Source organism: Sorangium sp. So ce131 (genome assembly GCF_051519095.1).
GTDB lineage: Bacteria > Myxococcota_A > Polyangia > Polyangiales > Polyangiaceae > Sorangium.
Genome location: NZ_CP150455.1, coordinates 11,464,668 through 11,487,500 on the forward strand (window position 1 = coordinate 11,464,668; position 22,833 = coordinate 11,487,500).

Sequence of the window (22,833 nt, forward strand, 5' to 3'; positions counted from 1 at the left end):
GTCAGCTTCTGCCGAACAATGCCCTGCCGCCCGATGGAGCCGTGGGGGATCGAGGGAGGGCGGCGCTGGGGAGGAGCCCCCGATGCGCCACACGTTGCGTCGTCCAGTCCGCGATCAATCCGCGATCCCCGAGAAGAGAAGCGTCGTGTCGAGTGCCAGTGACGTTCGTGACCAGCCGATAGTAACCAAATGTCCCCTCGGCGCAAGCAACTCGACGCGGCCCCCGTCGTCGTGCAGGCCGCCCGGACGTCCAGAACAGCCGCGGCGCGGTTGAGGCTGCTCGGGATCGTCGCGGTTCAGCGCCTCCCGGGGCGACGGAACGTGGCCCCGAGATCCCAGCCCTCGCCGTTCAACGCGCGCGCGAGCGCCACGTCCGGCATCACGCCGCCGGCGATCCGGACCTCGGCGATCACGCCGAGGCGGAGCGTCGCGGTGAGGGAACGCGGCGCGGCGCTCTGGGCGAGCCGCGGCGGGTGGCGGGCGAGGTCGAGGGCGCGGCCGCGGCTGTCGGCGGTGGCAAGCGCGAGCAGGGCGTGGAGCGGCCCCGGGCCGAGCGGGCGCACCAGCTCGATCGCGAGCGTCGCCTTGCCGCGGGCGCGCCGGCGCCCGAGCTCCGCGCGCGCGACCGGCGTCGCGGTGACCTCGTGCCCAGGACGCGAGAGGATCGGCGCGACCGCCTCGGCGACCTCGACGAGGTGCGCGGCCGACTCGTCCACGAGCAGCTCCGCGGGAGGCCCGCCCCACGCGGGATCGCCGTGCGCCTTCGGGAGGGCGAACAGGCCGAGGTGCGCGAGGCGCTCGGGCGGCAACGCGTCGACGAGCCGCTGCGCGACGCCGGGCTGGCCGAAGAGCCCGGCGTCCGGGCCGGTGGTGAGCACGATCCAGCCGGCCACGCCCAGGTCGAAGCGGACCGCGTCGCGGCGGTTCGTGTGGAGCCCGGCGCCGAGCCAGCCGAGGTCGTCGCGCTCGGCCTCGAACGCGCGGAGCGAGGTCGTCAGGTCGTCGGAGCGGACCACCTCGACGGCGTCGAGGAAGGCCGGGCCGCGCGCGGCGACGTCGTTGCGCGTCAGCGTGAGGCGCCGCGCGCCGAGCTCGGCGCGGAAGGCGCCCGTGCCGTCCGGCGCCGCGGGATCGAAGCCGCGCGGCAGGAGCGCGACCAGCGGCGACGCGAGCGCGCGCGCGAGGCGGGCGGGATCCGCGCGCGGGAACACGGCGGCGAGCGGATCCTTCGGGTGGCGCGCGGGGCTCGGGACGTCGGCGAGCGCCGCGGCGCCGCCGCGAGCGCGGGCGCGCTCGACCGAGCTCACGATGTCGCGGCCGTCGAGCTTGGCCAGGCGCGCGGTGCGCATCCCCTCGCGCAGGCGCACGACCGCGGCGTCCCCCTCGCGGGACGGCAGCGCGGCCGCCAGCGTCGGGTAAGGGTTCCCGGCCGCGTCGGCGCCGTACAGGCTGTCGGCGATCGCCGACGCGAACAGCGCGGCGGCCGGATCGTTCAGCTCGTGCGGATCGAGCGAGCTCGTCGGCCACGGGAGGTGCATCGAGAGGCGGCCGCCGAGCGGGGTGCGGCCGAGGGCGCGCGCCGGCGCAGGGACGGCGGCGGCGCCGAGCAGGGCGGCGGCGCCGCCGAGCAGGGCGCGGCGCGGGAGCGGTCGGCTCACCGCACCACCCAGATCTCGTCGGCGGTCGCGACGGCGAAGGGGGCGCGCCCGGCGCCGTCGGGCGGGCAGACCGCGAGGGCGCGCACCCCCGCCGGCGCCGGCAGGCGCAGGACCTCCTCCGGCGCGGCGCGCTCGGGGGCGCCCGCGCGGCGGCGCCACGACCAGACCACGACGGCGTCCTCGAGCGGGTCCAGCACGTCGAGGCTGGCGATCAGCTCGGGCTCTCCATCCTGATCGAGATCGCCCACGGCGAGCTGCGCCCCGGCGCTGCCCACGACCTTGCGGCGGCCCGCGCTGTCCCGGATCTCGACCGCGCCGCGCTCGCGCGTCGCCCAGACGGCGAACGGCTCGCCCCGCGCCGACGCGAGCCGCGCCGACGCGAGCGCGTCGTAGCGGCCGCTCAGCGCCGGGGTCGCCGGAGCTGGATCGGCGGCGGCGCACGGCCCGAGCGGGCCGGTGAGCAGCGGCCCGGAGATCGCTGCGCACGCGGAGCCACCGGCGTCCGGGATCGCGAGCCCGGGGAGCTCCGCGAGCGCCTGGAGCTTGCCGTCGAAGCGGACGCTGCGCGCGCGGTCGGTCAGCCCCACGTCGGCGAACGGCGGCAGCAGCTCGCCGTCCTGCTCGCGCTCGACGAGCGTCGCGAACGCGAGCGGCTCGCGGAGCGGCGACGGGTGCACGCCGACGATGTCCGGCCAGGAGCGCGACTGGAGCGGCACGACCCGGCCGCCGCGCAGGCGGAGCGTCGTCACGCGCCGGCGGCTCACGCTGAGGATCTCGAGCGAGCCGTCGGCGTCGAGATCGCCGCACGCGAGCGCGACCACGTCGCCCTCGAAGTTCTTCGCGCGGTCGATCTTCGCGGCGACGAGCGGGATCGGCGCGAGGAAGCTGCGGATCTCCGCGTCGAGCGGCGCCTCGGCGTAGGCGTGGGCGACAGGGCCCGGCTCCGGATCGCGGATGCGCGCCCAGACGGTGCGGGGCACCGGGTAGGCGTCGGCGGTGACGCGCAGCCGCCCCGCCGCGATCTCGACGGCGAGGTGGACGAGCGCCGCGTCGTCGCGCGCCGCCTCGCGCGCGTCGGGCAGCGGGATCGGCTCCTTGTGCGCCCGCGCGCCCTCGCCGAGCTTGCCGGCGAGCTGGGCGGCGAGCGTGGCCGCGAGCTGCGCGCCGCGCGGCGCGGGCGCGTCGGACGCGAGCGGGGCGGCGGCCACGAGCACGCGGCCGGGCACCGCGCCGAGCGAGCGCGCGAGCGCCTCGACGGCGCGGGCGACGGCCGAGCGAGGCGGCTTCGGCGCGGGCGCGGCCGGGCGCGGCGGCGCGGGCGCGGGCTGCGCGGCGGCAGGGGGCGCGAGCGCGAGGAGGGCGAGGAGGAGGAGCCTGGGCGACAACGCCGAGATGTTACGCGCGCCGGCGGGGTCGGGGCCAGAGCCGCAGCCCGGCCGGCACCACGAGGAGCGCGACCACGAGGCCGACGGCGCTGCCGAGCGCGCCGACCCGGCCGAGATCGCGCAGGCCGTCGAAGTCGCAGAACGCGAGCGCGGAGAACCCGGCGGCGGTGGTCAGCGCGGTGGCGGCGATCGCCGGCCCCTCGCGGCGCAACGTCTCGCCGATGACCGCGTCGCCGCCGCCCTCGGCCTCGATGTCGCGGGCGCGGTGGAGCAGGAACATGCCCTCGTCCACGGTGATCCCGAGCAGCACCGGGATGACGAGCGCGTCGTACGCGTGCAGGGGGATGTCGAGCACCCGGATGAGCAGGAGCACGAGGGCGATCTCGGAGGCGACCACGAGCGCGGCGAGCACGATGTCGCGCGCGCTGCGGAGCGAGGCCGAGAGCGCCAGCAGCACGAGCGCCCCTGCGGCGAGGGCGATCCGCGGCATGTCGTGCGCGAGCGTCTCGCGGAGCGACGCCTCGAGCCGGGTGTAGCCGGTGAGCATCGCCCGCGGGTCCGCCTCGCGGATGGCGCGCTCGATCCGCTCGACCGAGCCGGCCTCGCGGGGCCGCACGTACACCGCGACGAGCGCCTCGCCCGCGTCGGCGCCGAGGTAGCGCGAGAGCAGGATGGACGCGGGGCCGCGCTCCAGATCGGCGAGCGCCACCTCGTGCCGCGGCGGCGCGCGCATGCCGGCGAGCACCGCCGCGAAGCGCTCGGGGGCGAAGCCGGTGTCGCGGAGCGCCCGCTCGAGCTCGTCGGCCCTGGCAGGCAGGTCGAGCGCGTCGCGCGCGGCGAACCGCGCGGCCTGGGTCGACGCGGCGGGCGCGAGGGCGGTGAGCGCGTCGACGGCCTCCACGTCGGCCTTCATCGCGGCGAGCCGCTCGGCGATCCGGTCGCCCCGCGCCCGGGCGCGCTCCTGGTCGCCGTCCGCGACGAGCACCACCCACTGGCCGCGCCTGCCGCCGAACGCGTCGAAGATCGCCTGCTGCACCTTGAGTGGCTCGAGCTTGGCGGGCCTGATCGCGACGATGGACGCGGCGAGCGGCGGCGCGGCGCCGAGGGCGACGGCCGCGATGGGCAGCGCCGCGAGCGCCGCGATCGCGAGCGCGCGGCCGCGGGTCCGGGTGAGGCGGTACAGGCCGTCGGGCCAGCGCGCCGGCGCCTCGGGCGGCGGGGTCCCCCGCTCGAGCCGCGCGCCGACGGCCGGGGTCACGACGACGATCGCGATCGCCGTGAGCACCTCCCCCGCGGCGCACAGGAGGCCGAGCTGCCGGAGCGCGTTGATGTCCGACAGCGCGAGGGCGCCGAACGCCGCCGCCGCGGTGACGGCGGCGACGAGCACCGCGCGGGTGGTCCGCGCCCTCGCGGCGCGCGCGGCCGCCTCCGGCGGGAGGCCCTCGCGCCGCGCCTCGAGCAGCGCGGCGTAGACGTGGACGCCGGTGTCGACGCCGACGCCGACGACCACCGACATGAACGCGACCGCGATCGCGCTGAGCCCGCCCGGGAACGCGGTCGCGAGCCCCGCGGTCCACACGGTCCCGAGCACGAGCGGCGGCATCACCGCGGCGAGCGCGCGCAGCCGGCGGAAGAGCAGCGCGAAGACGGCGGAGGCGAGCAGCATCGAGAGCGACCCCGAGACGGCGAGGTCGCGCGTGAGCATCCGCTCGGTGGCCGCCGCGATCGCGTGCCCGCCGGTGAGGCCGAGGGTGATCCCCGGGTGCGCCGCGCGGATCGGGGCGAGCGCGGCCTCCGCGTCGGCGACGAAGGCGCGCGCGTCGGCGCCGCGGAGCGCCTGCCCGGCCGGCTGCACCAGCACGAGGTGCACCTTGCCGTCGTCTGTGGCGAAGGCGCCGTCCGCCTGCGCGCGCACGCCGGAGCCGATGTCCGCGGACTCGAAGACGAGCTGCGCGAGCCGCAGGGGGTCGGCCGCGATCGCCTCGGCGGCGGCGCCGCCGCCGGGCGCGAGCAGCATGGCGCGCGTCTCCGCGAGCCGCTCCCGCATCCCCTCGGGCGAGAGCGCCGCGCGGAGGCGCTCGAGGACGCGCGCGTCCGCGTGCCGGAAGGCGAGCCACGGGTCGAGCGCGCGCGACGCGTCGATCCGGTCCGCCGCGCGCTGCACGGTCGGGCGCGCCGCGAGGGCCCGCGCGATCTCGGACGCCACGGCGGCGTTCTCGTCGGGGTCGTCCCCCTTGACCATGACGACGCCGAGGTCGCCGCCCCCGAACCCGCGCACGTACCGGCGCAGCGCCGCGGCGTCGCCGTGCTCGGGCAGCAGCGAGGCGACGTTCGGCTCGAGCCTCAGGCGCAGCGTCACGGCGGCGAAGGCGGCGAGCGTCAGCGCCGCGAGGGCGAGCGCGACGAGGAGACGGAGCGGCCGGCGCGGGGCGTCCGCGCGGGCCGGCGGGTTCGGGGGGGGCGCTGCCATGAAACGAGGCCGGGGCGGGCCCGGCGCCGCTCCTCTACCCTCACCCCCGGCCCGGCGCGAGGACATCCACAGCGGCGCGTGATCCGGGTGGGCCGCCCTTGCGCGCGCGAAGGCGCCGGTCCATCCCGGCTGCATGGATCTCCCCGCGATCGTCCTCGCCGGCAAGCCCGTCCTGCGGAAGCCCGCCGCGCCCGTCCCGCCCGAAGAGATCGGGACCAAGCAGCTCAAGCAGCTCATCGCGACCATGGTCGCCGTCATGCGCAAGGCGCCCGGCGTGGGCCTCGCGGCGCCGCAGATCGGCGTCGGCCTGCAGGTGATCGTGCTCGAGGACGGCGAGGAGCTGATGTCCCGGCTCACCCCGGCCGAGCGCGCCGAGCGCGGCCGCGTGCCGTTCCCCCTCAAGGCGATCATCAACCCGACGTTGAAGGTCCTCGGTCCGCCGCTCCCGGGCGCGGCCGGCGCCGGCCGCGCGACGTTCTTCGAGGGTTGCCTCAGCGTCCCCGGCTACATGGCGCTCGTGGAGCGCGATCTGTCCGTCGAGGTGAGCGGCGTGGACGAGGACGGCAAGGAGGTCCGCTGGGAGGCGACCGGCTGGCCCGCCCGGATCCTCCAGCACGAGGTCGATCACCTCCGCGGCACGCTGTACGTCGACCGCATGATCTCGCGCTCGTTCTGCAGCAACGAGGAGGCGAAGCTGTGGGTGGGCCGGCCCATCGCCGAGGTGCGGGCCGCGCTCGGCGCGTGATCGCGCGCGGCGCGCTCGCCGGCCGCCGCGCGCTCACGCCGGCGGGAGGGCCTCGCCCCCGCGGCGGGCGAGCGCGTGGACGATCCGCTCCATCCTGATCCCGCGCGAGCCCTTCACGAGCACGAGATCGCCGCGCTCGACGATCTCCAGCGCGCGCGCCGCGGCGGCGTCCGAGTCGCCGACGAACGTCGCCCGAACGCCGGCCGCCTCGGCGGCGCGCGCGATCCGGGCCGCCTCGCCGCCGACGGCGACCAGGGCGGCCGGGCGCAGCGCGCCGACCTGCGCGCCAAGCGCGTCGTGCTCTGCCGCCGCGAGCGCGCCGAGCTCGCGCATCTCCCCGAGCAGCAGGACCAGCCGCTTCCCGAGCGCCTCGGCCATCTCGGCCGCCGTCTTGAGCGAAGAGCGCATCGACAGGGGGTTCGCGTTGTAGCTGTCGTCGATGACCACGGTGCCGCCCGGCAGCTCGAGGACGGACAGGCGCCCGTCGCCCGGCGGCTCGAGCCCTGCGGCGGCGCGGGCGGCCCGCTCCGCCGAGAGCCGCTCGCCGAGCGCCGCTTCCACCGCGGCGACCCCGGCCGCCGCGGCCAGCGCGCCCGCCTCCCCGAGCAGCGGGATCACGAGCTCCAGCGCCTCGCCGCCGCGGTCGAGCCGCACGGCGCTGCCGCGCACCCCGACCTGCCGCCTGCCTGCGATCCGGACCTGCGCCAGCTCGCCGAAGCCGTAGGTGATCCGGCGCGAGGCGCCGGCTCGCCCGAGCTGCTCGACCACCATCACGTCGTCCCCGTTGCCGAGCGCGACGCCCGCAGGCGGCAGCGCGGCGAGCAGATCCCCCTCCTCGGCGGCGACGTCCTCGAGCGTGCCCAGCCCCTCGGTGTGCTCCACGCCGATGGAGGTCAGCACGGCGAGGTCCGGCCCCGCGATCCGCGCGAGGGTCGCGACCTCGCCGCGCTGGTTGGTGCCGATCTCGACCACGGCGAAGCGGTGGCGCGGCTCGAGCCCGAGCAGCGTCATCGGCAGCCCGATCGCGTTGTTGAGGTTGCCTGCGGTGGCGTGCACGTCGCCGCGCTCCGCGCCCGCGAGCAGCGCCGCGACGGTCCGCGTCGTCGTCGTCTTGCCGGCGGAGCCGCCCACCGCGACGATCGCCCGGGGCCCGGCCGGGTGGGCGGCGGCTCGCCAGCGCTCGCGGTGGGCTCTCGCGAGCGCCCCGAGCGCCGCGAGCCCGTCCTCGACCAGCACCACGCCGCCCGCGGGCGGCAGGGCGACCTCTCGCGAGACGACGAACGCAGCCGCCCCGCGCTGCGCCGCGGCGTCGAGGAAACGATGGCCGTCGAAGCTCTCGCCGACGAGGGCGACGAACGCCGCTCCCGGCGCGATCGTGCGGCTGTCGGTCGAGACGCCGCGCGCGTCCGGTCCGGTCCTCAGCACGCGCCCGCCGGTCGCGCGCGCCAGCTCGTCGAGGGTGAAGGGGGCGAGGTTCTGCGGGATCGGCGTCGCCATGGCGGGGCGATCACCAGCATGGAACGGCGCGCCGGGCCAACGAATCGCCTGCGGCGCGCGCGCCCGCGCCGCGCCGGCTCAGCGCGGGCTCTTTTCCTTGTCGATGTTCTCGTAGAAGTCGTCGGTCCGCGGCCGCGGGCGCGGCGCGGGGCGCGGCGCGGCGGGCGCGCTGGGGGCCGCCGTGGCGCTGGCGGTCGGCGCCGCTTCCACCTCGGCGTTCGCGGGAGGGTGCTCCTTGTAGTCGACCTTGATGGGCCCGCCGCCGCCCATGCTTTGCCACAGCGAGATCCCGACGAGCGCCAGCACCGCGACCGCCAGGACGACGCTGAGCACGATCACGAGCGTCCTGCCGCCGCCGTCCTTCCGCGGCGGCGCGGGGGCGGCCGCCTGCTGCGGCTCCTCGCGCTCCGACGCGAAGGCCGAGGGGAGCGCCGGCAGATCGATGCGCGCCGACGTGGTGGCCCATGGGCTCTCGGCGGGCGGCATGGCGGCGCCGTCCCACCCGCCGGCCGTCGGCGGCGCGCCGAGCGCCGCTGCGCCAGGCGGCGCGCCGAGCGCCGCTGCGCCAGGCGCCGCGCCCGCCCCCTGCGGCCCCGGTGCGGGCCCGGCCCCCGGCGCGGGCCCGGCCCCCGGCGCGGGCGCCGCGGCGACGGGCAGCCCGGGTTGAGCCGGCACCCCCGCGTGAGAAGGCATGGGCGGTCGCGCGTGTTCCGGCGCGGCCTGCGACGCGGCGGAGCCGAACGCGGGACCAGCGAACGAGGGCGGCGCGGCCGCAGGAGGAGGCGGCTGAGCAGCGTTCGTTCCCATCCGCTCCGTGTTCGGCGCGGGCTGGAAGGCCATCTGGCTCGGGGGCACTCGCTCCGACTGCGGCGCCTGCACGAACGGGAGCGCGCTCGAAGAATAGACGCCGCTCGCCGAGAGCACGTCCTGCTGCGAGACCATCCCGGGAGGAAGTGTCCCTCCGCGCGCAGAGACGGCCGGCGAGGGAGACGGAGGTCGCACCGGGGCGGGCGGCTGGGCGGGCGCGGAGAAAGGCGCGGCGTGCGGAGCCGCCGCAGCAAACGCCGGCGCCGACGGGCTCGCCTCGGGAAATGCCGCCCCGGAGGGGACCGCCCCGGCGAACGCGGGCGCGGGCGGCGCCGGCGCTGGATACGCCGCGCCAGGTGAGGTCGACCCGGCGTACGCCGCCCCGGGCGGGATCGGTCCGGCGAACGCCGGCGGCTCAGGAAACGCCGCCCCGGTGGAGCTCGGCCCGGCGAACGCCGGCGGAGGCGGCGGCTCAGCGAACGCCGCCCCTGGAGAGCCCGGACCGGCGAACGCCGGCGGAGTCGGCGGTGGCTCAGCGAACGCCGCCCCGGTGGAGCTCGGCCCGGCGAACGCCGGCGGAGGCGGCGGTGGCTCCGCGAACGCCGCCCCGGCTGGACCTGACCCGGCGAACGCCGGTACGGCCGCCGCGGGCGCGGCGAACGCAGGCGCGCCGTGGTGCTGAAGAAGAGGGCTCAGCGCGTACTGGCTCGAGAGCGGGTGCAGCGCGCCGGGCGCCGTCAAGGGGGGCACGGGCAACGGCCGGAAGGGGATCCCCGCGCCATGCGCGGGCGAGTGCGGTCGGCCTGCGTGCACTGCCCTCTCATTCTCCGAGGCTCCCCATGGAACGTGTTTGTCGGTCATCCGCGCGCCTCGGAGGAACCCGCCCACGCGGACCCTCCGCCCCACATCGAAGCGGAACAGCGCTTTCAATCTACTCCCAAGTCTCGGTGTCCGGCCATCCTTACTGACGCGCCGCCCCGCCGCGGCGGACGCCTCGCCCCGCCGCGCGAGGCGCCGCTGCGCCGAGGGCGCGCAGGACGACGCCGCCCGTGCCGCCCGTCGCGGACGAAGAACAGCGCGGCGAGGGCGCGCTCGGCCCGGCGCGCGGCGAGCGCACGCCCTCCGTGGAGCCTCCGTGGGGATCGTGCGCTCCCCCGCCCGCCGCTGCGGTCGCGCCGCCGGCGACGCGCGCGCACAGCACGCCGTGCCGCGCGCCCACGCCGCGCGCGGCACGGCGGGACGGCAGAGCCCGCAGCGCCGAGGCGCTGTCCACGGTTCCCGGGAACTCTCGACATGGCGAGCGCGCGCGGCGGCGGCGGCGGCCGTCGCGGGGGAGCGGCCTCCCGTGGCCGCGGGGCGGCTGTCGACCGCGGCGGCATAGTGCTATGGCACGTCGCGATATGGCCGCCGAGACGATGGGCCCCCGCAACGAACCTTCATCCGCTGAGCCGCGCGAGCCCGCGCGCTACGATCATGCCGAGGTCGAACCGCGCTGGCAGCGCGCGTGGGAGGAAGGCGAGATCTTCCGGGCCGTCCGCAGCGCGGACGCCTCCCGCGAGAAGCGCTACGTGCTCGACATGTTCCCCTACCCCTCCGGGTCGGGCCTGCACGTCGGCCACCCCGAGGGGTACACGGCGACCGACATCGTGTCGCGCTACTACCGCATGCGCGGGATCGACGTGCTGCACGTGATGGGCTGGGACGCCTTCGGCCTCCCGGCCGAGCAGCACGCCATCGAGACCCGCACGCACCCGGCCGACACCACGGCGCGGAACATCGCGACGTTCAAGCGCCAGCTCAAGATGCTGGGCTTCAGCTACGACTGGTCGCGAGAGCTCGCCACGACCGATCCGCGCTACGTGCGCTGGACGCAGTGGATCTTCCTCCAGCTCTTCAAGAACGGCCTCGCTTACCAGGACGAGGTGAGCGTCAACTGGTGCCCGGCGCTCGGCACCGTCCTCGCGAACGAGGAGGTGATCGACGGCAAGAGCGAGCGCGGCAACCACCCGGTCTACCGGACGCCGCTCCGCCAGTGGATGCTCCGCATCACCGCCTACGCCGACCGCCTCGCGGAGGATCTGCGCCTGCTCGACTGGCCCGAGGGGACGGTCGCGATGCAGCGCGCCTGGATCGGCCGCTCGGAGGGCGCCCTGATCACGTTCGAGGTCAAGGCGTGGAGCAAGGGCTCGGTGAGCGTGTTCACGACCCGCCCCGACACGCTGCTGGGCGTCACCTACGTCGTGCTCGCGCCCGAGCACCCGCTCGCGAGCTGGATCACGTCCACGGAGGGCAGCACGACCGAGCCGCGCCGCGAGGCCGTGCGCGCGTACGTCGCCGCGGCGTCGAGCAAGAGCGATCGCGAGCGCCTCGCCGGGGCCGCGAAGGAGAAGACCGGCGTCGACACGGGCCTCTTCGCGGTGCACCCGATCACGGGCGCCGAGGTGCCGATCTGGGTCGCGGACTACGTGCTCGGCGGCTACGGCACCGGCGCCGTGATGGCCGTGCCCGGGCACGACGAGCGCGACTTCGCGTTCGCGCGCGCCTACGGGCTGCCCATCGTCGAGGTCGTGAGCCCCGACGGCGCGCTGCACGATCGGCTCGAGGCCGCCTACGTCGAGCCGGGCGTCGCGGTCCGGAGCGGCGAGTTCGACGGGCTCACGACGGAGGACTGCAAGCGCGCGGCGATCGGGCGCCTCGAGGCGCTCGGCCGGGGCAAGCGCGAGGTGAACTACAAGCTGCGCGACTGGGTCTTCTCGCGCCAGCGTTACTGGGGCGAGCCGATCCCGATCTACTTCCCCGTCGAGCTGGCCGATCCCGGCGGTGATCCCAGGAAGGGCGACGCGCACACGATCCGCTACGACCAGCCGATCGCGGTCGACGAGGCCAGCCTGCCGCTCGAGCTGCCGCCGCTCGCCGACTTCCGCCCTGGCGACGACCCGGCCGGCCCGCTGGCGCGCGCGGTGGACTGGCGGTTCTTCCAGAAGGACGGCGCGTGGTACGCGCGCGAGACGAACACGATGCCGCAGTGGGCGGGGTCGTGCTGGTACTACCTGCGCTTCCTCGACCCGCAGAACGACGCCGAGCCCTTCTCGCAGGCGGCGTACGACGCGTGGATGCCGGTCGACCTCTACGTCGGCGGCGCGGAGCACGGCGTGCTGCACCTCCTCTACGCGCGCTTCTGGCACAAGGTGCTCTTCGATCTCGGCCACGTGAAGCACCCCGAGCCGTTCATGAAGCTCGTCCATCAGGGCATGATCCTCGGCGAGGACAACGAGAAGATGTCGAAGTCGCGGGGCAACGTGATCAACCCCGACGACATCGTGCGGGCCTACGGCGCCGACGTGCTGCGGCTCTACGAGATGTTCATGGGCCCGCTCGAGGCGGTGAAGCCCTGGCAGTCGGCCCAGATCCAGGGCGTGGTCCGGTTCCGCGACCGCGTCTTCGCGACGTGCACGCGGCCGCTCTCGGACGTGATGGACGACGCGACGAGCCGGCAGCTCCACAGGACCATCAAGAAGGTGACCGGCGACATCGAGGGCATGGCGTTCAACACCGCCATCTCCGCGATGATGGTCTTCGTGAACCACCTGAGCGCGATCCCCTCGCCGCCGCGCGAGGCGGTGCTCCGGCTGATCCTCCTCGTGTCGCCGTTCGCGCCGCACCTCGCGGAGGAGCTGTGGCGGCTCACGGGGCACGAGCGATCGCTCAGCTACGAGCCCTGGCCGACGTACGACGAGGCGCTCTGCGTCGACGACGTCCTGGAGATCCCCGTCCAGGTGAACGGAAAGGTCCGCGGGCGGGTGATGCTGGCCAAGGCGGCTTCCGAGGAGGAAGCCCGGACCGCCGCGCTGGCCCTGGAAAGCGTGGCCGCCCTGGCCGCGGGCAAGCAGGTAAAGAAGTTCATCTACGTAGCCGGGAAGATCGTGAACATCGTGGTCAGCTGACGCCTCGGCGCCGCGCGGCGAGGGCGCGCGCCGCGCCGCGACGTCGCCCGTCCTCCTCGAGGACCCCCCGATGCACAGCCCAGGCTGGCAGGTGCCGTGCAACGGCGTCTGGCCGTGTGCCGGAACAACACCGCGAGGCGCATCCGCGCTGGAGGTCTCCTCGCCGCCGTGCTGACCGGCTGCGCGGGCGGCGCGGAGGAGCCGGGGCTGCACGGTGAGGACGCCGCCGAGGCCGCGCTGGAGATCAAGGGAGGTTATCCTGACAGCGGCGACCGCGCGGTCACCGGGCTGCTCGTCACCGATCGGGCCGGCAGGGTCGCGCGGACCTGCTCGAGCGCGCTGATCGCGCCCGACCTGGTGCTCACGGCGCAGCACTGCGTCGCCGAGGCGCCGAAGCTCATCGCCTGCAAGACGGCGACCTTCGGCGAGCCGGTCGAGCCTGCGCAGGTCTACGTCACGCTCGGCAGCGCCCTGTGGGCGACGGAGGCGCCTTGGATCGCCGCGCGCGCGGTGCTCAGCCCGCCCGACGGCAACGTGGTGTGCGGGCGCGACATCGCGCTCGTCGTGTTGTCCTCGCCGGTCCGCGGCAGCGAGGTGACGCCTCTTGCGCCCCGGTTCGACCGCCCGCCCGAAGTGAGCGAGGTTTACTCGGCCGTGGGCTTCGGCGACACCGAGGGCAGGGCGCGCAACGGCGGCGCGCGCAGGCGCCGCGATGGGCTCCGCGTCGAGTGCGTGGGGTACGGCTGCGGGAGCCAGGAGCGCGTCACCGGGAGCGAGTGGCGCGGCGAGAGCGGCATCTGCAGCGGCGACTCCGGCGGACCGGCGCTCGACGCGGCGGGCCGGATCATCGGCGTGACATCGCGCGGCCCGTCCGGCTGCTCCGACCCGATTTACGGCGGGCTGATCGCCCACCGCGACTGGCTCGTCGCCGAGGCGAGGCGCGCCGCTGACGCTGGCGACTACGACGCTCCCTGGTGGGCCGGGACGCCCGGCTGGACGGAGCGGCTCCCTTCACACCCGCCGCTCGACGAGCGCTGGCTCTCGTGCGCGCATCGTCCCATCGCGGGTGGCCGCGGCGGCGCCGCGCCTCTGCTCGCGCTGCTTGCGCTGCTCGCGCTCAAGCGAGGAAGGAAGTCCGCGCCGCCGACGTAACCGGCGGAAGGAACGTGGCGGAGCACGATTTCCGCCCGACGACCGCTCCAGGGCACACCTCGCCTGCTAGGATGCGGCCGTCCTGACCCTGCGGAGTGTCCATGCCCAGTTCGTCCAGCATCCGTCCGGCCGCGCTGCTCGCGGCGCTCGCGCTCGCCTCGACGTCCGTCGGCTGCGGACCGACCTACGTCCGCGGCTCTCAGGTCGAGGGGCTCGACGACGCGGCGATGAGCACGGGGATCGACAAGCGCGACATCGAGCAGCTCCTTCACGAGAACCTGAAGTCGTTGATGGCGTCCCCGGTCGCCAAGGCCTGGGCGCATGACGGTTCCCGGCCCACCCTCGCCATCTATCCGCTGTCGAACCAGACGAGCGAGCACATCGACAGCCAGCTGCAGGCGCTCCTGTCCGACATCGAGACGTACATGGTCAACACGGGCCTGGTCACCGTGGTGAGCGTCGAGCGGCAGCAGCAGATGATCGCGGAGGTCGAGAAGCAGCACGGCGGCGGGTTCGATCCGAACCACATCGCCGAGTACAACCGGCAGCTCGGCGCGCAGTACTACATCACGGGCAAGGTCTTCACGTCCGACGAGCGCACCGAGGACGAGCGCCGCGTCCAGTACTTCATGTTCATGCAGCTCATCGAGGTCGCCACGAGCGCCGTGTCCTGGCAGAACAAAGCCGCCTTCACCAAGGCGCTCATCCAGGAGTGATGCACAGGCGGCACGCGAGCCTCTGGGGACGCACGCGCGCGGTCCTGGCTCCCCTCGCGCTGCTCCTCGGCCTGGGACAAGCCGCCTGCGCGGGCCACGAGGATCGCGTGCGCACCGCGCTGGAGGCGCTCGATCGCGGGGCGCCCGTCGAGGCGGTCGCCGCGCTGAACGAGGAGCTCGAGGTCGACACGGCCGCCGAGCTCCCGTCGCTCAAGGGCGACAACGCGCTCCTCGTGCTCGACCGCGGCAACGTCCTCCTCAGCATGGACCGCTACAAGCTGTCCGCGCGCGATCTCGGGGCGGCAGACAAGTCGATCGACCTGCTCGACATGTCCCGCGGCGCGGCCGCCGATCTCGGGAAATACCTCTTCTCGGACGACGCAGGCCCGTACAAGGCCCCTGCTTACGAGAAGCTGCTCATCAACACCATCAACATGATGAACTACCTGGCCCAGCGCGACCTCAGCGGGGCCAGGGTCGAGGCCCGCCGCCTCGTGGTGATGCAGAACTACCTGCGCGATCACGAGGAGGAGACGGCGCTCATCGGCCTCGGGAGCTACCTCGCCGGCTTCGCCTTCGAGAAGAGCAACCAGCCCGACGAGGCGCTGCTCCACTACGACGACGCGCTCCGGCACGGACCTTATCCTTCGCTCCGCTCCCCGCTCCGGGCGCTCACGCGCGGGGAGCCGAGGTCTCCTCGCATCGCCGCGCTCATCGAGGGCGTCGAGCCGTTGCCGCCGCTCGGCGAGGCCGGGGAGGCGGAGCTCGTCGTGGTGGTCGGCTTCGGGCGCGTGCCGCAGAAGGTGCCCCAGCGGCTGCCGATCGGGCTCGCGCTCACGGTGGTGGCGGACGACATCAGCCCGACGGATCGCGCGCGGGCGAACGCGCTCGCGGCGAAGGGGCTCGTCACGTGGATCAACTACCCGACGCTCGCCCGGGGAAAGGGCGGCTATTCGATCCCGACGTTGAAGCTCGACGGGCGCCCGCAGCGCCTGGAGCAGGCCCTCGACGTCGAGGCGCAGGTGCGCTCCGCCTGGAAGAAGAGCGAAGGGACCGTCATCCTGTCCGCCATCACGAGGACCCTTGCCCGTGTCGCCGCCGGCGAGGCTGCCCAGGGCGCGACGGAGGCTGCGGCGGAGGACTCCGGGCCGCTCGGGTTGCTCGCCGGCCTGCTCACGAGCGCGACGCTGACCGCCCTCGACACGCCGGACACGCGCGGCTGGTCGACGCTCCCCGCGCGCATCGCCATCGCGCGCACCCGGGTCCGCGCCGGCGCGCACGAGGTGGTCGTGGGCGCCCGGGGCGAGGTGCGGCGCGTCCGGGTGAACGTGCCGGCGGGGGGCTGGGCCTTCGTGCCGGTGATGGTGCTCCGCTGAGCGGACCTCGGCGGACGGGAAGGGTTGCGGGCGCTATCCCGTCGCGGCAGTCTCCGCGCCGATGCGTACCCCTGACGTCCGCGCCGTGTTCGTCCGCGCGCTCTCGGCGTGTCCTCCCCTCGCGCTCCTCCGCGTGGCTGCCTGCTGCGCCGCCGCCTGCTGCGTGACCGCCTGCGGGACGCTGGCCACCTCGCCGTCCTGGGTCGGCGGCGGCCTCGCGGTCGCCGCGCCGGTCCGGGCGGCGGAGGAGGACGCGGCGCTCGCGCGGGAGCAGGCGCTCCTGGCGAGCCAGCCCAAGGAGATCGGCGCGCGGCACATCCTCGTCATGCACGACGGATCGAAGAGCAAGCCCGAGGGCATCCGTCGCACGCGGGAGGAGGCGCGCGCGCGGGCTCAGGAGGCGCTCGTCAAGGTCCGCGGCGGGGCGAGCTTCGACCAGGTGGTCGCCGAGTACAGCGACGAGCCCGGGGCCGCCGAGCGCGGCGGTGATCTCGGGGTCTTCCAGCGCGGCACGATGGTGAAGAGCTTCTCGGACATCGCCTTCTCCTTGAAGATCGGCGAGGTGAGCGAGGTCGTCGAGACGCCGTTCGGATTCCACATCATCAAGCGCACCGAGTAGCCCGGCCCGCCTCCGTCGCGCGCGGCCGCGCCCTCGACGGCTCGGCCGGAGTGGCCTAGCGTGGTGGGCATGACGAGGACTGTCCGCGTCGCGTCCACCGCCGAGCACCGCCGCCTCGATGAAGAGCGCGAGCGCCTCCTTCGCTGGAAGCACTGGGGCCCGTACCTGTCGGAGCGGGCGTGGGGCACGGTGCGCGAGGACTACAGCGTGAGCGGGGATGCCTGGGGCTTCTTCCCGCACGATCACGCCCGGAGCCGCGCCTATCGCTGGAACGAGGACGGCCTCGGCGGCCTCTGCGATCGACACCAGATCTTGTGTCTCGCCGTCGCGGTCTGGAACGAGAGGGATCCGATCCTGAAGGAGCGGGCCTTCGGTCTGACCGGCCCGGAAGGCAACCACGGCGAGGATGTCAAGGAGATCTACTACTACGAGGACGCGACGCCGACCTCCAGCTACCTGCGTTACCTGTACCGGTACCCGCAGCGGCCGTTCCCGTACGAGGAGCTCATCGCCGCGGCGCGCGGGCGCGGCCTCTCGGACAGCGAGGTGGATCTCCCTGACCTCGGCGTCTTCGACGGGGACCGGTATTTCGATGTGTTCGTCGAGTACGCGAAGCGGAGCCCGAGCGACATCCTGATGGCCATCACCGTGGTGAACCGCGGCCCCGAGGCGGCGCCGATCCATGTGCTCCCGCACCTCTGGTTTCGCAACACCTGGTCCTGGAGCGAGCCGCCCGGTCCGATCCCGGAGATCCGGCCCATGCAGACCGACGCTGGCCACGTGATGCTGCGCGCGGCGCACCCCGAGCACGGCGCGCATCACCTGTACATCGAGGGCAGTCCGGAGCTTCTGTTCACGAACAACGAGACGAACCGCGAGCGGCTCCACGGCGCCCCGTCGCGCACGCCGTACGTGAAGGACGCGTTCCATCACCGTGTGGTTCATGGCGACGCGGGGCGGGTGAACCCGGAGCGGCGCGGCACGAAGGCGGCGAGCTGGCATCGCCTCGAGGTGCCGCCGGGCGGGAGCCGTCGGATCCTGCTGCGGCTCGCCCAGGAGGCGGTCGAGCGACCGTTCGACTGTGCCGACGAGCTCCTGGAGACGCGGCGCAAGGAGGCGGACGAGTACTACCTGGCCGTCCAGGGCCCTCATCTCTCGGAAGATCGCCGCGCCATCCAGCGCCAGGCAGCGGCGGGGTTGTTCTGGTCGATGCAGTTCTATCACTACGACGTCGACACGTGGCTCCGCGGCGACGTGGAGGCGCCGCCGCCCGAGCGGCTCCGGGGCCGCAACATGCACTGGCGGCACATCTCCGTGGCCGACGTGATCTCGATGCCCGACGCGTGGGAGTACCCCTGGTTCGCGGCCTGGGATCTCGCGTTCCACGCGGTCGCGCTGGCCTCGATCGACATCGATCTCGCGAAGGCGCAGCTGAAGCTGATGGTCAAGGAGTGGTACCAGCACCCGAACGGGCAGCTGCCGGCGTACGAGTGGGAGTTTTCAGACCTGAACCCCCCGGTGCACGCCTGGGCGACGTACCAGCTCTACAAGATCGAGCGCAAGCAGCGCGGCGTGGGCGACCGGGTGTTCCTGGAGCGGGTGTTCCACAAGCTCCTCATCAACTTCGCCTGGTGGGTCAACAAGCGCGACACCGAGGGCAACAACGTGTTCGAGGGTGGTTTCCTCGGCCTCGACAACATCTCGCTCTTCGATCGGAGCGAGCGGCTCCCTCCGGGGATGCGCCTGGAGCAGGCGGACGCCACCGCGTGGATGGCGATGTACTGCCTCGACCTCATGCGCATCGCGCTGGAGCTCGCGCTCGACAACTCTGCGTACGAGGATCTGGCCAGCAAGTTCTTCGAGCATTTCCTGCGGATCGCGCACGCGCTTCATCATGCGACCGACGGCCGGCTGCCGCTCTGGTCTGAGGAGGACGGCTTCTACTTCGACATCCTGGCCGCGGGCGGGAAGTCGCGGCACCTCAAGATCCGTTCGGCGGTGGGCCTCATCCCGCTCTGCGCGGTGCACGTCATCACGCCGGAGGTCTACGGCAAGCTCGCGAACTTCCGGCGCCGGACCGAGTGGTTCCTCCGCAAGAACCCCGTGCTCGCCGAGGCGATCACGGTGCGTCCGGATGGCCGCCAGGTGCTCTCTGCGGTGGCGCCTGGCCGTCTTGAGCGGGTGCTGACGCACCTGTTCGACGAGGACAAGTTCCTCTCGCCGTTCGGCCCGCGTTCACTCTCCAAGGAGCACATGTCCGCGCCTGTCCGGCTCGGGCTCGATGAGTTCCAGGCGCATCACACGGTCGGCTACGAGCCGGGCGAGTCGGTCACGCGCATGAAGGGAGGAAACTCCAACTGGCGCGGCCCGATATGGTTCCCGCTCGGCTATCTCCTGTATCGTTCGCTGCTCCGGCTCGATCATGGCTTCGGCGACGTGCTCACGATCCCGGCTGTCGGCGGCTACGGTCCGCGCACCCTGCGCGACGGAGCGCACGAAATTGCGCGGCGCTTGGTTGCGATCTTCGAGCGAGACCGTGAGGGACGCCGCCCGGTGTATGGCGAGCACCCGCTGTTCCAGCGCGATCCGCACTTCCGGGACCGTCTGTTCTTCTTCGAGTACTTCCACGGCGACACCGGCGCGGGGCTCGGTGCATCGCACCAGACCGGCTGGACTGCGCTCGTCGGCGACCTGATCCTCCGAGCAGGGCGGCAGGGGCGTCCTCCTACATAACGTCCAGGCTCTCCGGCGAGACGGAAAGCGGTAGTGCCAAGCGGAACGCGCCGGGGGTGGGGCCGCGCGGCGGGGGCGGGCGGGCGCTGGCCATCCGGCAAGACTGGAACGAGGGAGCTTGCGCTGGGGACACCGCCCGGCGTGTCTCCCTTCGGGCCTCGCCAGCTGGAACGTTTCGTTGCGCGCCACACAAGGCGCGCCTGCAGCCTCGAGCCCTCTGAAGCCTTATGGTACCTCGGTCGGTGCTCGGCGCGCCCGCCCGCCCCCGCCGCGCGGCCCCACCCCCCGGCGCTTGCCATTGGACTAGGAAAAGAGGGTTTTGGGTGAAAGCGCCGGTCCCGCTCGATTGAAGCTGGGGGCCTCGGTGAAGGCGCTCGTCGCGGAGTGTGGGGGACGGGCTTTTGCTCCAGCCCAAGTCGACTCGAGCGGGCGTCGGAGGGCATCGAGCGCCGGACCCGTTCGATTGACGGTAGGCCTCGCGCGAGGGTGCTCGTCGCGCGGTGCGGGGGACGGGCTGTTGTTTGAGCCCGGATACGTCGTGTCCCTGGAGTGCGCAGCACGGAGGGGACACGACGTCCAAGGCGAGTTCAGCCCGTCCCCTGCGCCGCGCGACGAGCACCCTCGCGCGAGGCCGGGCAGTTCGCGACGGCTTCCCAGCGACCGGGCGATCTGAACCAGCGCCCCCTGTCAGCTCGCCCCGGCGGCGCCTCGAGCGCGCCAGGAGGAGCGACGAGCGGCGGACAAGAAGACAAAAAAAAACCTGCGCACGGCGATGCCTATGCGCAGGTTCGAAGAAACCCCGGCGGCGTCCTACTCTCCCACCAGGTTGCCCTGGCAGTACCATCGGCTCCAAGAAGCTTAACTTCCGAGTTCGGTATGGGATCGGGTGTGACCTTCTTGACATCACCACCGGAAACTTGTGGGCGCGTCCGATCGGCCCTCGCGGAGCACCGCTCCTCGCGACGCTCTACGCTGGGCCAACCGCGTCGTGCTGCTCGTCATCCGACGTTCAAGCGCGACGTCTCATTGTTTGCCCTCGCCCTAGCAGCAGGGTCAAGCGGCACGGCCCTCAAAAAAAAAGCCTGCGCACGATCTCTCGTGCGCAGGCTAAAAAAATCCCGGCGGCGTCCTACTCTCCCACTAGGTTGCCCTAGCAGTACCATCGGCTCCAAGGAGCTTAACTTCCGAGTTCGGTATGGGATCGGGTGTGACCTCCTCGATATCACCACCGGAAACTTGTGGGTGCGTCCAACTGGAAACCCTGCGGAGCCCGCGTTCACGGTCCTCCACGCAAGGTCAGCGTCAGCTGTGTTGCGCTGCTCGTCACCCGAACTCCGGGCGCGAGGCTTCGATGTTTGCCTTAGAAGTATGGTCAAGCCGCACGACCTATTAGTACCGGTTAGCTCCGCCGATCGCTCGGCTTCCACATCCGGCCTATCAACCTCGTGGTCTACAAGGGGTCTTTAGGGGCCTTGCGGCCCGGGACACCTAGTCTTGAGGCCGGCTTCCCGCTTAGATGCTTTCAGCGGTTATCCGTTCCGTACATGGCTACCCGGCTATGCCCTTGGCAGGACAACCGGCGCACCAGAGGTACGTCCACCCAGGTCCTCTCGTACTATGGGCAGCTCCTCTCAAGTGTCCTACGCCCACGGCAGATAGGGACCAAACTGTCTCACGACGTTTTAAACCCAGCTCGCGTACCGCTTTAATCGGCGAACAGCCGAACCCTTGGGACCTGCTCCAGCCCCAGGATGCGATGGGCCGACATCGAGGTGCCAAACCGCGCCGCCGATATGAACTCTCAGGCGCGATCAGCCTGTTATCCCCAGAGTACCTTTTATCCGATGAGCGATGGCCCTTCCATACAGAACCACCGGATCACTAACGCCTGCTTTCGCACCTGTTCGACCTGTCGGTCTCACAGTTAAGCTCCCTTGTGCGTTTGCACTCTACGCCTGGTTTCCAATCAGGCTGAGGGAACCTTCGCACGCCTCCGTTACTTTTTAGGAGGCGACCGCCCCAGTCAAACTGCCCACCAGGCAGTGTCCCCGACCCAGTTCATGGGCCCAGGTTAGATTTCCAGAATACCCAGGGTGGTATTTCAACGTTGGCTCTGCCGAACCCGGAAGCCCGGCTTCATAGCCTCCCACCTATCCTACGCAGAATATCCCGAAAATCACTGCCAAGTTGCAGTAAAGGTTCATGGGGTCTTTCCGTCTTGCCGCGGGTAGAGGGTATCTTCACCCCCGATACAATTTCGCTGAGTCCCTGGTCGAGACAGCGGGGATGTTGTTATGCCATTCGTGCAGGTCGGAACTTACCCGACAAGGAATTTCGCTACCTTAGGACCGTTATAGTTACGGCCGCCGTTTACTGGGGCTTCGGTTCAGAGCTTCGCTTGCGCTGACTCGTCCCCTTAACCTTCCAGCACCGGGCAGGCATCAGACCCTATACGTCGTCTTACGACTTCGCAGAGTCCTGTGTTTTTAGTAAACAGTCACAACCCCCATTTCTCTGCAACCACCTCACGCTCCAGGCGTTCACCCTTCACGCAAAGCGGCACACCTTCTCCCGAAGTTACGGTGTCATTTTGCCGAGTTCCTTAACCAGGGTTCTCTCACGCGCCTTGGGATACTCACCCCGCCCACCTGAGTCGGTTTGCGGTACGGACACCAAAGAGGCTCTGTACGCGGCTTTTCTTGGAAGTTTGGGATCACCGAGTATCCCGGACCGAAGTCCAGACCTCATCACCTCTCGGGATAGTGAACCGTCGTTTGTCCCTATCGGGTCCTGACAGCTCTCCCTACCGGCTTGAACACGAACAGCCAACTGCCGTGCTCGGCCTACCCTTCTCCGTCCCCGCTTACTTCAACGCCACCCTTGGTGGTGCAGGAATATTAACCTGCTTCCCATCACCTACGCCTCTCGGCCTCGGCTTAGGATCCGACTAACCCATGGGAGGATTATCCTTCCCCAGGAAACCTTGGGCTTACGGCGACCGAGTTTCTCGCTCGGTTTATCGCTACTCATGCCTGCATAAGCTCTTCTCAAGGCCGTTACCGGTCGTCACCGTCCGGCGTGTATCTCCTTGAGAATACTCCCCTACCGCTTCCGTTAGAAAGCCCGTGGCTTCGGTACTGAGCTTTAGCCCCGTTATATTTTCGGCGCGGGTTCGCTTGACCAGTGAGCTATTACGCTTTCTTTGAAGGATGGCTGCTTCTAAGCCAACCTCCTGGTTGTCTGTGCGCTCCCACATCCTTTGACACTTAGCTCAGATTTGGGGACCTTAGCCGACGATCTGGGCTCTTTCCCTCTCGGCTACGGAACTTATCTCCCGCAGCCTGTCTCCCGGATACTTGTCGACGGCATTCGGAGTTTGATTGGGTTTGGTAATCTGGTAGGACCCCTAGCCCATTCAGTGCTCTACCTCCGTCGCAATTCGTCCGAGGCTATACCTCAATATATTTCGGGGAGAACCAGCTATATCCCAGCTTGATTAGCCTTTCACTCCTACCCACACCTCATCCCCCACATTTTCAACTGTGGTGAGTTCGGTCCTCCAAGCGGTGTTACCCGCTCTTCAACCTGGACATGGGTAGATCGCTAAGGTTTCGGGTCTACGTCACGCGACTCGACGCCCTGTTAGGACTCGCTTTCGCTTCGGCTTCACCTCGCGGCTTAACCTCGCCACGTAACGTAACTCGCAGGCCCATTATGCAAAAGGTACGTGG

General features: G+C 72.1%; 12 protein-coding genes and 3 rRNA genes (1 of these 15 cut by a window edge). 7 read left to right on the forward strand and 8 right to left on the reverse strand.

Going from position 1 to position 22,833, the window contains the following annotated elements; all coding sequences use genetic code 11:
* Window positions 1–296: 296 nt before the first annotated feature.
* Genes WMF43_RS41630 through WMF43_RS41640 form a run of 3 tightly spaced genes read right to left on the reverse strand, consistent with a single transcriptional unit; the run spans window position 297 to window position 5,513 of the window.
* On the reverse strand, window positions 297–1,658 hold the full coding sequence (locus tag WMF43_RS41630; RefSeq protein ID WP_437673447.1) for a hypothetical protein: 1,362 nt from the start codon (window positions 1,656–1,658) through the stop codon (window positions 297–299).
* Window positions 1,655–3,043 (reverse strand): hypothetical protein, encoded by a 1,389-nt coding sequence (locus WMF43_RS41635; protein ID WP_437673448.1) that lies wholly within the window; start codon window positions 3,041–3,043, stop codon window positions 1,655–1,657. The genes WMF43_RS41630 and WMF43_RS41635 overlap by 4 nt, the downstream gene beginning before the upstream one ends.
* Before the next feature lie 10 nt (window positions 3,044–3,053).
* A complete protein-coding gene (locus WMF43_RS41640) occupies window positions 3,054–5,513 on the reverse strand; it encodes an MMPL family transporter (RefSeq protein WP_437673449.1) in 2,460 nt (819 codons plus the stop codon).
* Window positions 5,514–5,646: 133 nt separating this feature from the next.
* Between WMF43_RS41640 and WMF43_RS41645 the strand changes: the two genes are divergently transcribed.
* Window positions 5,647–6,258 (forward strand): peptide deformylase, encoded by a 612-nt coding sequence (locus WMF43_RS41645; protein ID WP_437673450.1) that lies wholly within the window; start codon window positions 5,647–5,649, stop codon window positions 6,256–6,258.
* A 33-nt stretch (window positions 6,259–6,291) separates the two neighbouring features.
* Here the strand turns inward: WMF43_RS41645 and WMF43_RS41650 are convergent, their stop codons facing one another.
* Together WMF43_RS41650 and WMF43_RS41655 are read right to left on the reverse strand one after the other, a co-directional pair.
* Window positions 6,292–7,755, reverse strand: coding sequence for a UDP-N-acetylmuramoyl-tripeptide--D-alanyl-D-alanine ligase (locus tag WMF43_RS41650; RefSeq protein WP_437673451.1), 1,464 nt, complete (start codon window positions 7,753–7,755; stop codon window positions 6,292–6,294).
* Between the two features lie 78 nt (window positions 7,756–7,833).
* Window positions 7,834–8,697, reverse strand: a complete 864-nt coding sequence (locus WMF43_RS41655) for a hypothetical protein (RefSeq protein WP_437673452.1) — start codon at window positions 8,695–8,697, stop codon at window positions 7,834–7,836.
* 1,250 nt (window positions 8,698–9,947) lie between these two features.
* On the opposite strand from WMF43_RS41655, the gene leuS reads away from it, so the two are divergent.
* The 6 genes from leuS (at window position 9,948) to WMF43_RS41685 (ending at window position 19,102) form a co-directional block, all read left to right on the forward strand.
* Complete coding sequence (gene leuS / locus WMF43_RS41660; protein WP_437673454.1) at window positions 9,948–12,506, forward strand: leucine--tRNA ligase; 2,559 nt, start codon at window positions 9,948–9,950, stop codon at window positions 12,504–12,506.
* Window positions 12,507–12,602: 96 nt separating this feature from the next.
* A complete protein-coding gene (locus WMF43_RS41665; RefSeq protein ID WP_437673456.1) occupies window positions 12,603–13,658 on the forward strand; it encodes a S1 family peptidase in 1,056 nt (351 codons plus the stop codon).
* Between the two features lie 101 nt (window positions 13,659–13,759).
* Window positions 13,760–14,374: a penicillin-binding protein activator LpoB gene (locus WMF43_RS41670; protein WP_437673458.1), complete on the forward strand. Its 615-nt coding sequence runs from the start codon at window positions 13,760–13,762 to the stop codon at window positions 14,372–14,374.
* Entirely contained in the window at window positions 14,374–15,750 is a 1,377-nt protein-coding gene (locus WMF43_RS41675) for a hypothetical protein (RefSeq protein WP_437673459.1), read from the forward strand. The genes WMF43_RS41670 and WMF43_RS41675 overlap by 1 nt, the downstream gene beginning before the upstream one ends.
* Window positions 15,751–15,811: 61 nt before the next feature.
* A complete protein-coding gene (locus WMF43_RS41680) occupies window positions 15,812–16,369 on the forward strand; it encodes a peptidylprolyl isomerase (protein ID WP_437673461.1) in 558 nt (185 codons plus the stop codon).
* A gap of 69 nt (window positions 16,370–16,438) precedes the next feature.
* Window positions 16,439–19,102: an MGH1-like glycoside hydrolase domain-containing protein gene (locus WMF43_RS41685; RefSeq protein ID WP_437673463.1), complete on the forward strand. Its 2,664-nt coding sequence runs from the start codon at window positions 16,439–16,441 to the stop codon at window positions 19,100–19,102.
* A gap of 797 nt (window positions 19,103–19,899) precedes the next feature.
* On the opposite strand, the gene rrf (WMF43_RS41690) is transcribed toward WMF43_RS41685, so the two are convergent.
* From rrf (WMF43_RS41690) to WMF43_RS41700, 3 genes are all read right to left on the reverse strand, one after another.
* A 5S ribosomal RNA gene (gene rrf / locus WMF43_RS41690) occupies window positions 19,900–20,016 on the reverse strand.
* 202 nt (window positions 20,017–20,218) lie between these two features.
* Window positions 20,219–20,335, reverse strand: a 5S ribosomal RNA gene (rrf, locus tag WMF43_RS41695).
* 135 nt (window positions 20,336–20,470) lie between these two features.
* A 23S ribosomal RNA gene (locus tag WMF43_RS41700) occupies window positions 20,471–22,833 on the reverse strand (it continues 647 nt past the right edge of the window).

Coding starts and splice junctions, on each gene's coding strand:
- WMF43_RS41640 (WP_437673449.1), bottom strand. CDS start 5,513: ATGGCAGCGCCCCCCCCGAACCCGCCGGCCCGCGCGGACGCCCCGCGC.
- WMF43_RS41655 (WP_437673452.1), bottom strand. CDS start 8,697: ATGGTCTCGCAGCAGGACGTGCTCTCGGCGAGCGGCGTCTATTCTTCG.
- WMF43_RS41645 (WP_437673450.1), top strand. CDS start 5,647: ATGGATCTCCCCGCGATCGTCCTCGCCGGCAAGCCCGTCCTGCGGAAG.
- WMF43_RS41675 (WP_437673459.1), top strand. CDS start 14,374: ATGCACAGGCGGCACGCGAGCCTCTGGGGACGCACGCGCGCGGTCCTG.
- leuS (WP_437673454.1), top strand. CDS start 9,948: ATGGCACGTCGCGATATGGCCGCCGAGACGATGGGCCCCCGCAACGAA.
- WMF43_RS41685 (WP_437673463.1), top strand. CDS start 16,439: ATGACGAGGACTGTCCGCGTCGCGTCCACCGCCGAGCACCGCCGCCTC.
- WMF43_RS41680 (WP_437673461.1), top strand. CDS start 15,812: ATGCGTACCCCTGACGTCCGCGCCGTGTTCGTCCGCGCGCTCTCGGCG.
- WMF43_RS41670 (WP_437673458.1), top strand. CDS start 13,760: ATGCCCAGTTCGTCCAGCATCCGTCCGGCCGCGCTGCTCGCGGCGCTC.
- WMF43_RS41650 (WP_437673451.1), bottom strand. CDS start 7,755: ATGGCGACGCCGATCCCGCAGAACCTCGCCCCCTTCACCCTCGACGAG.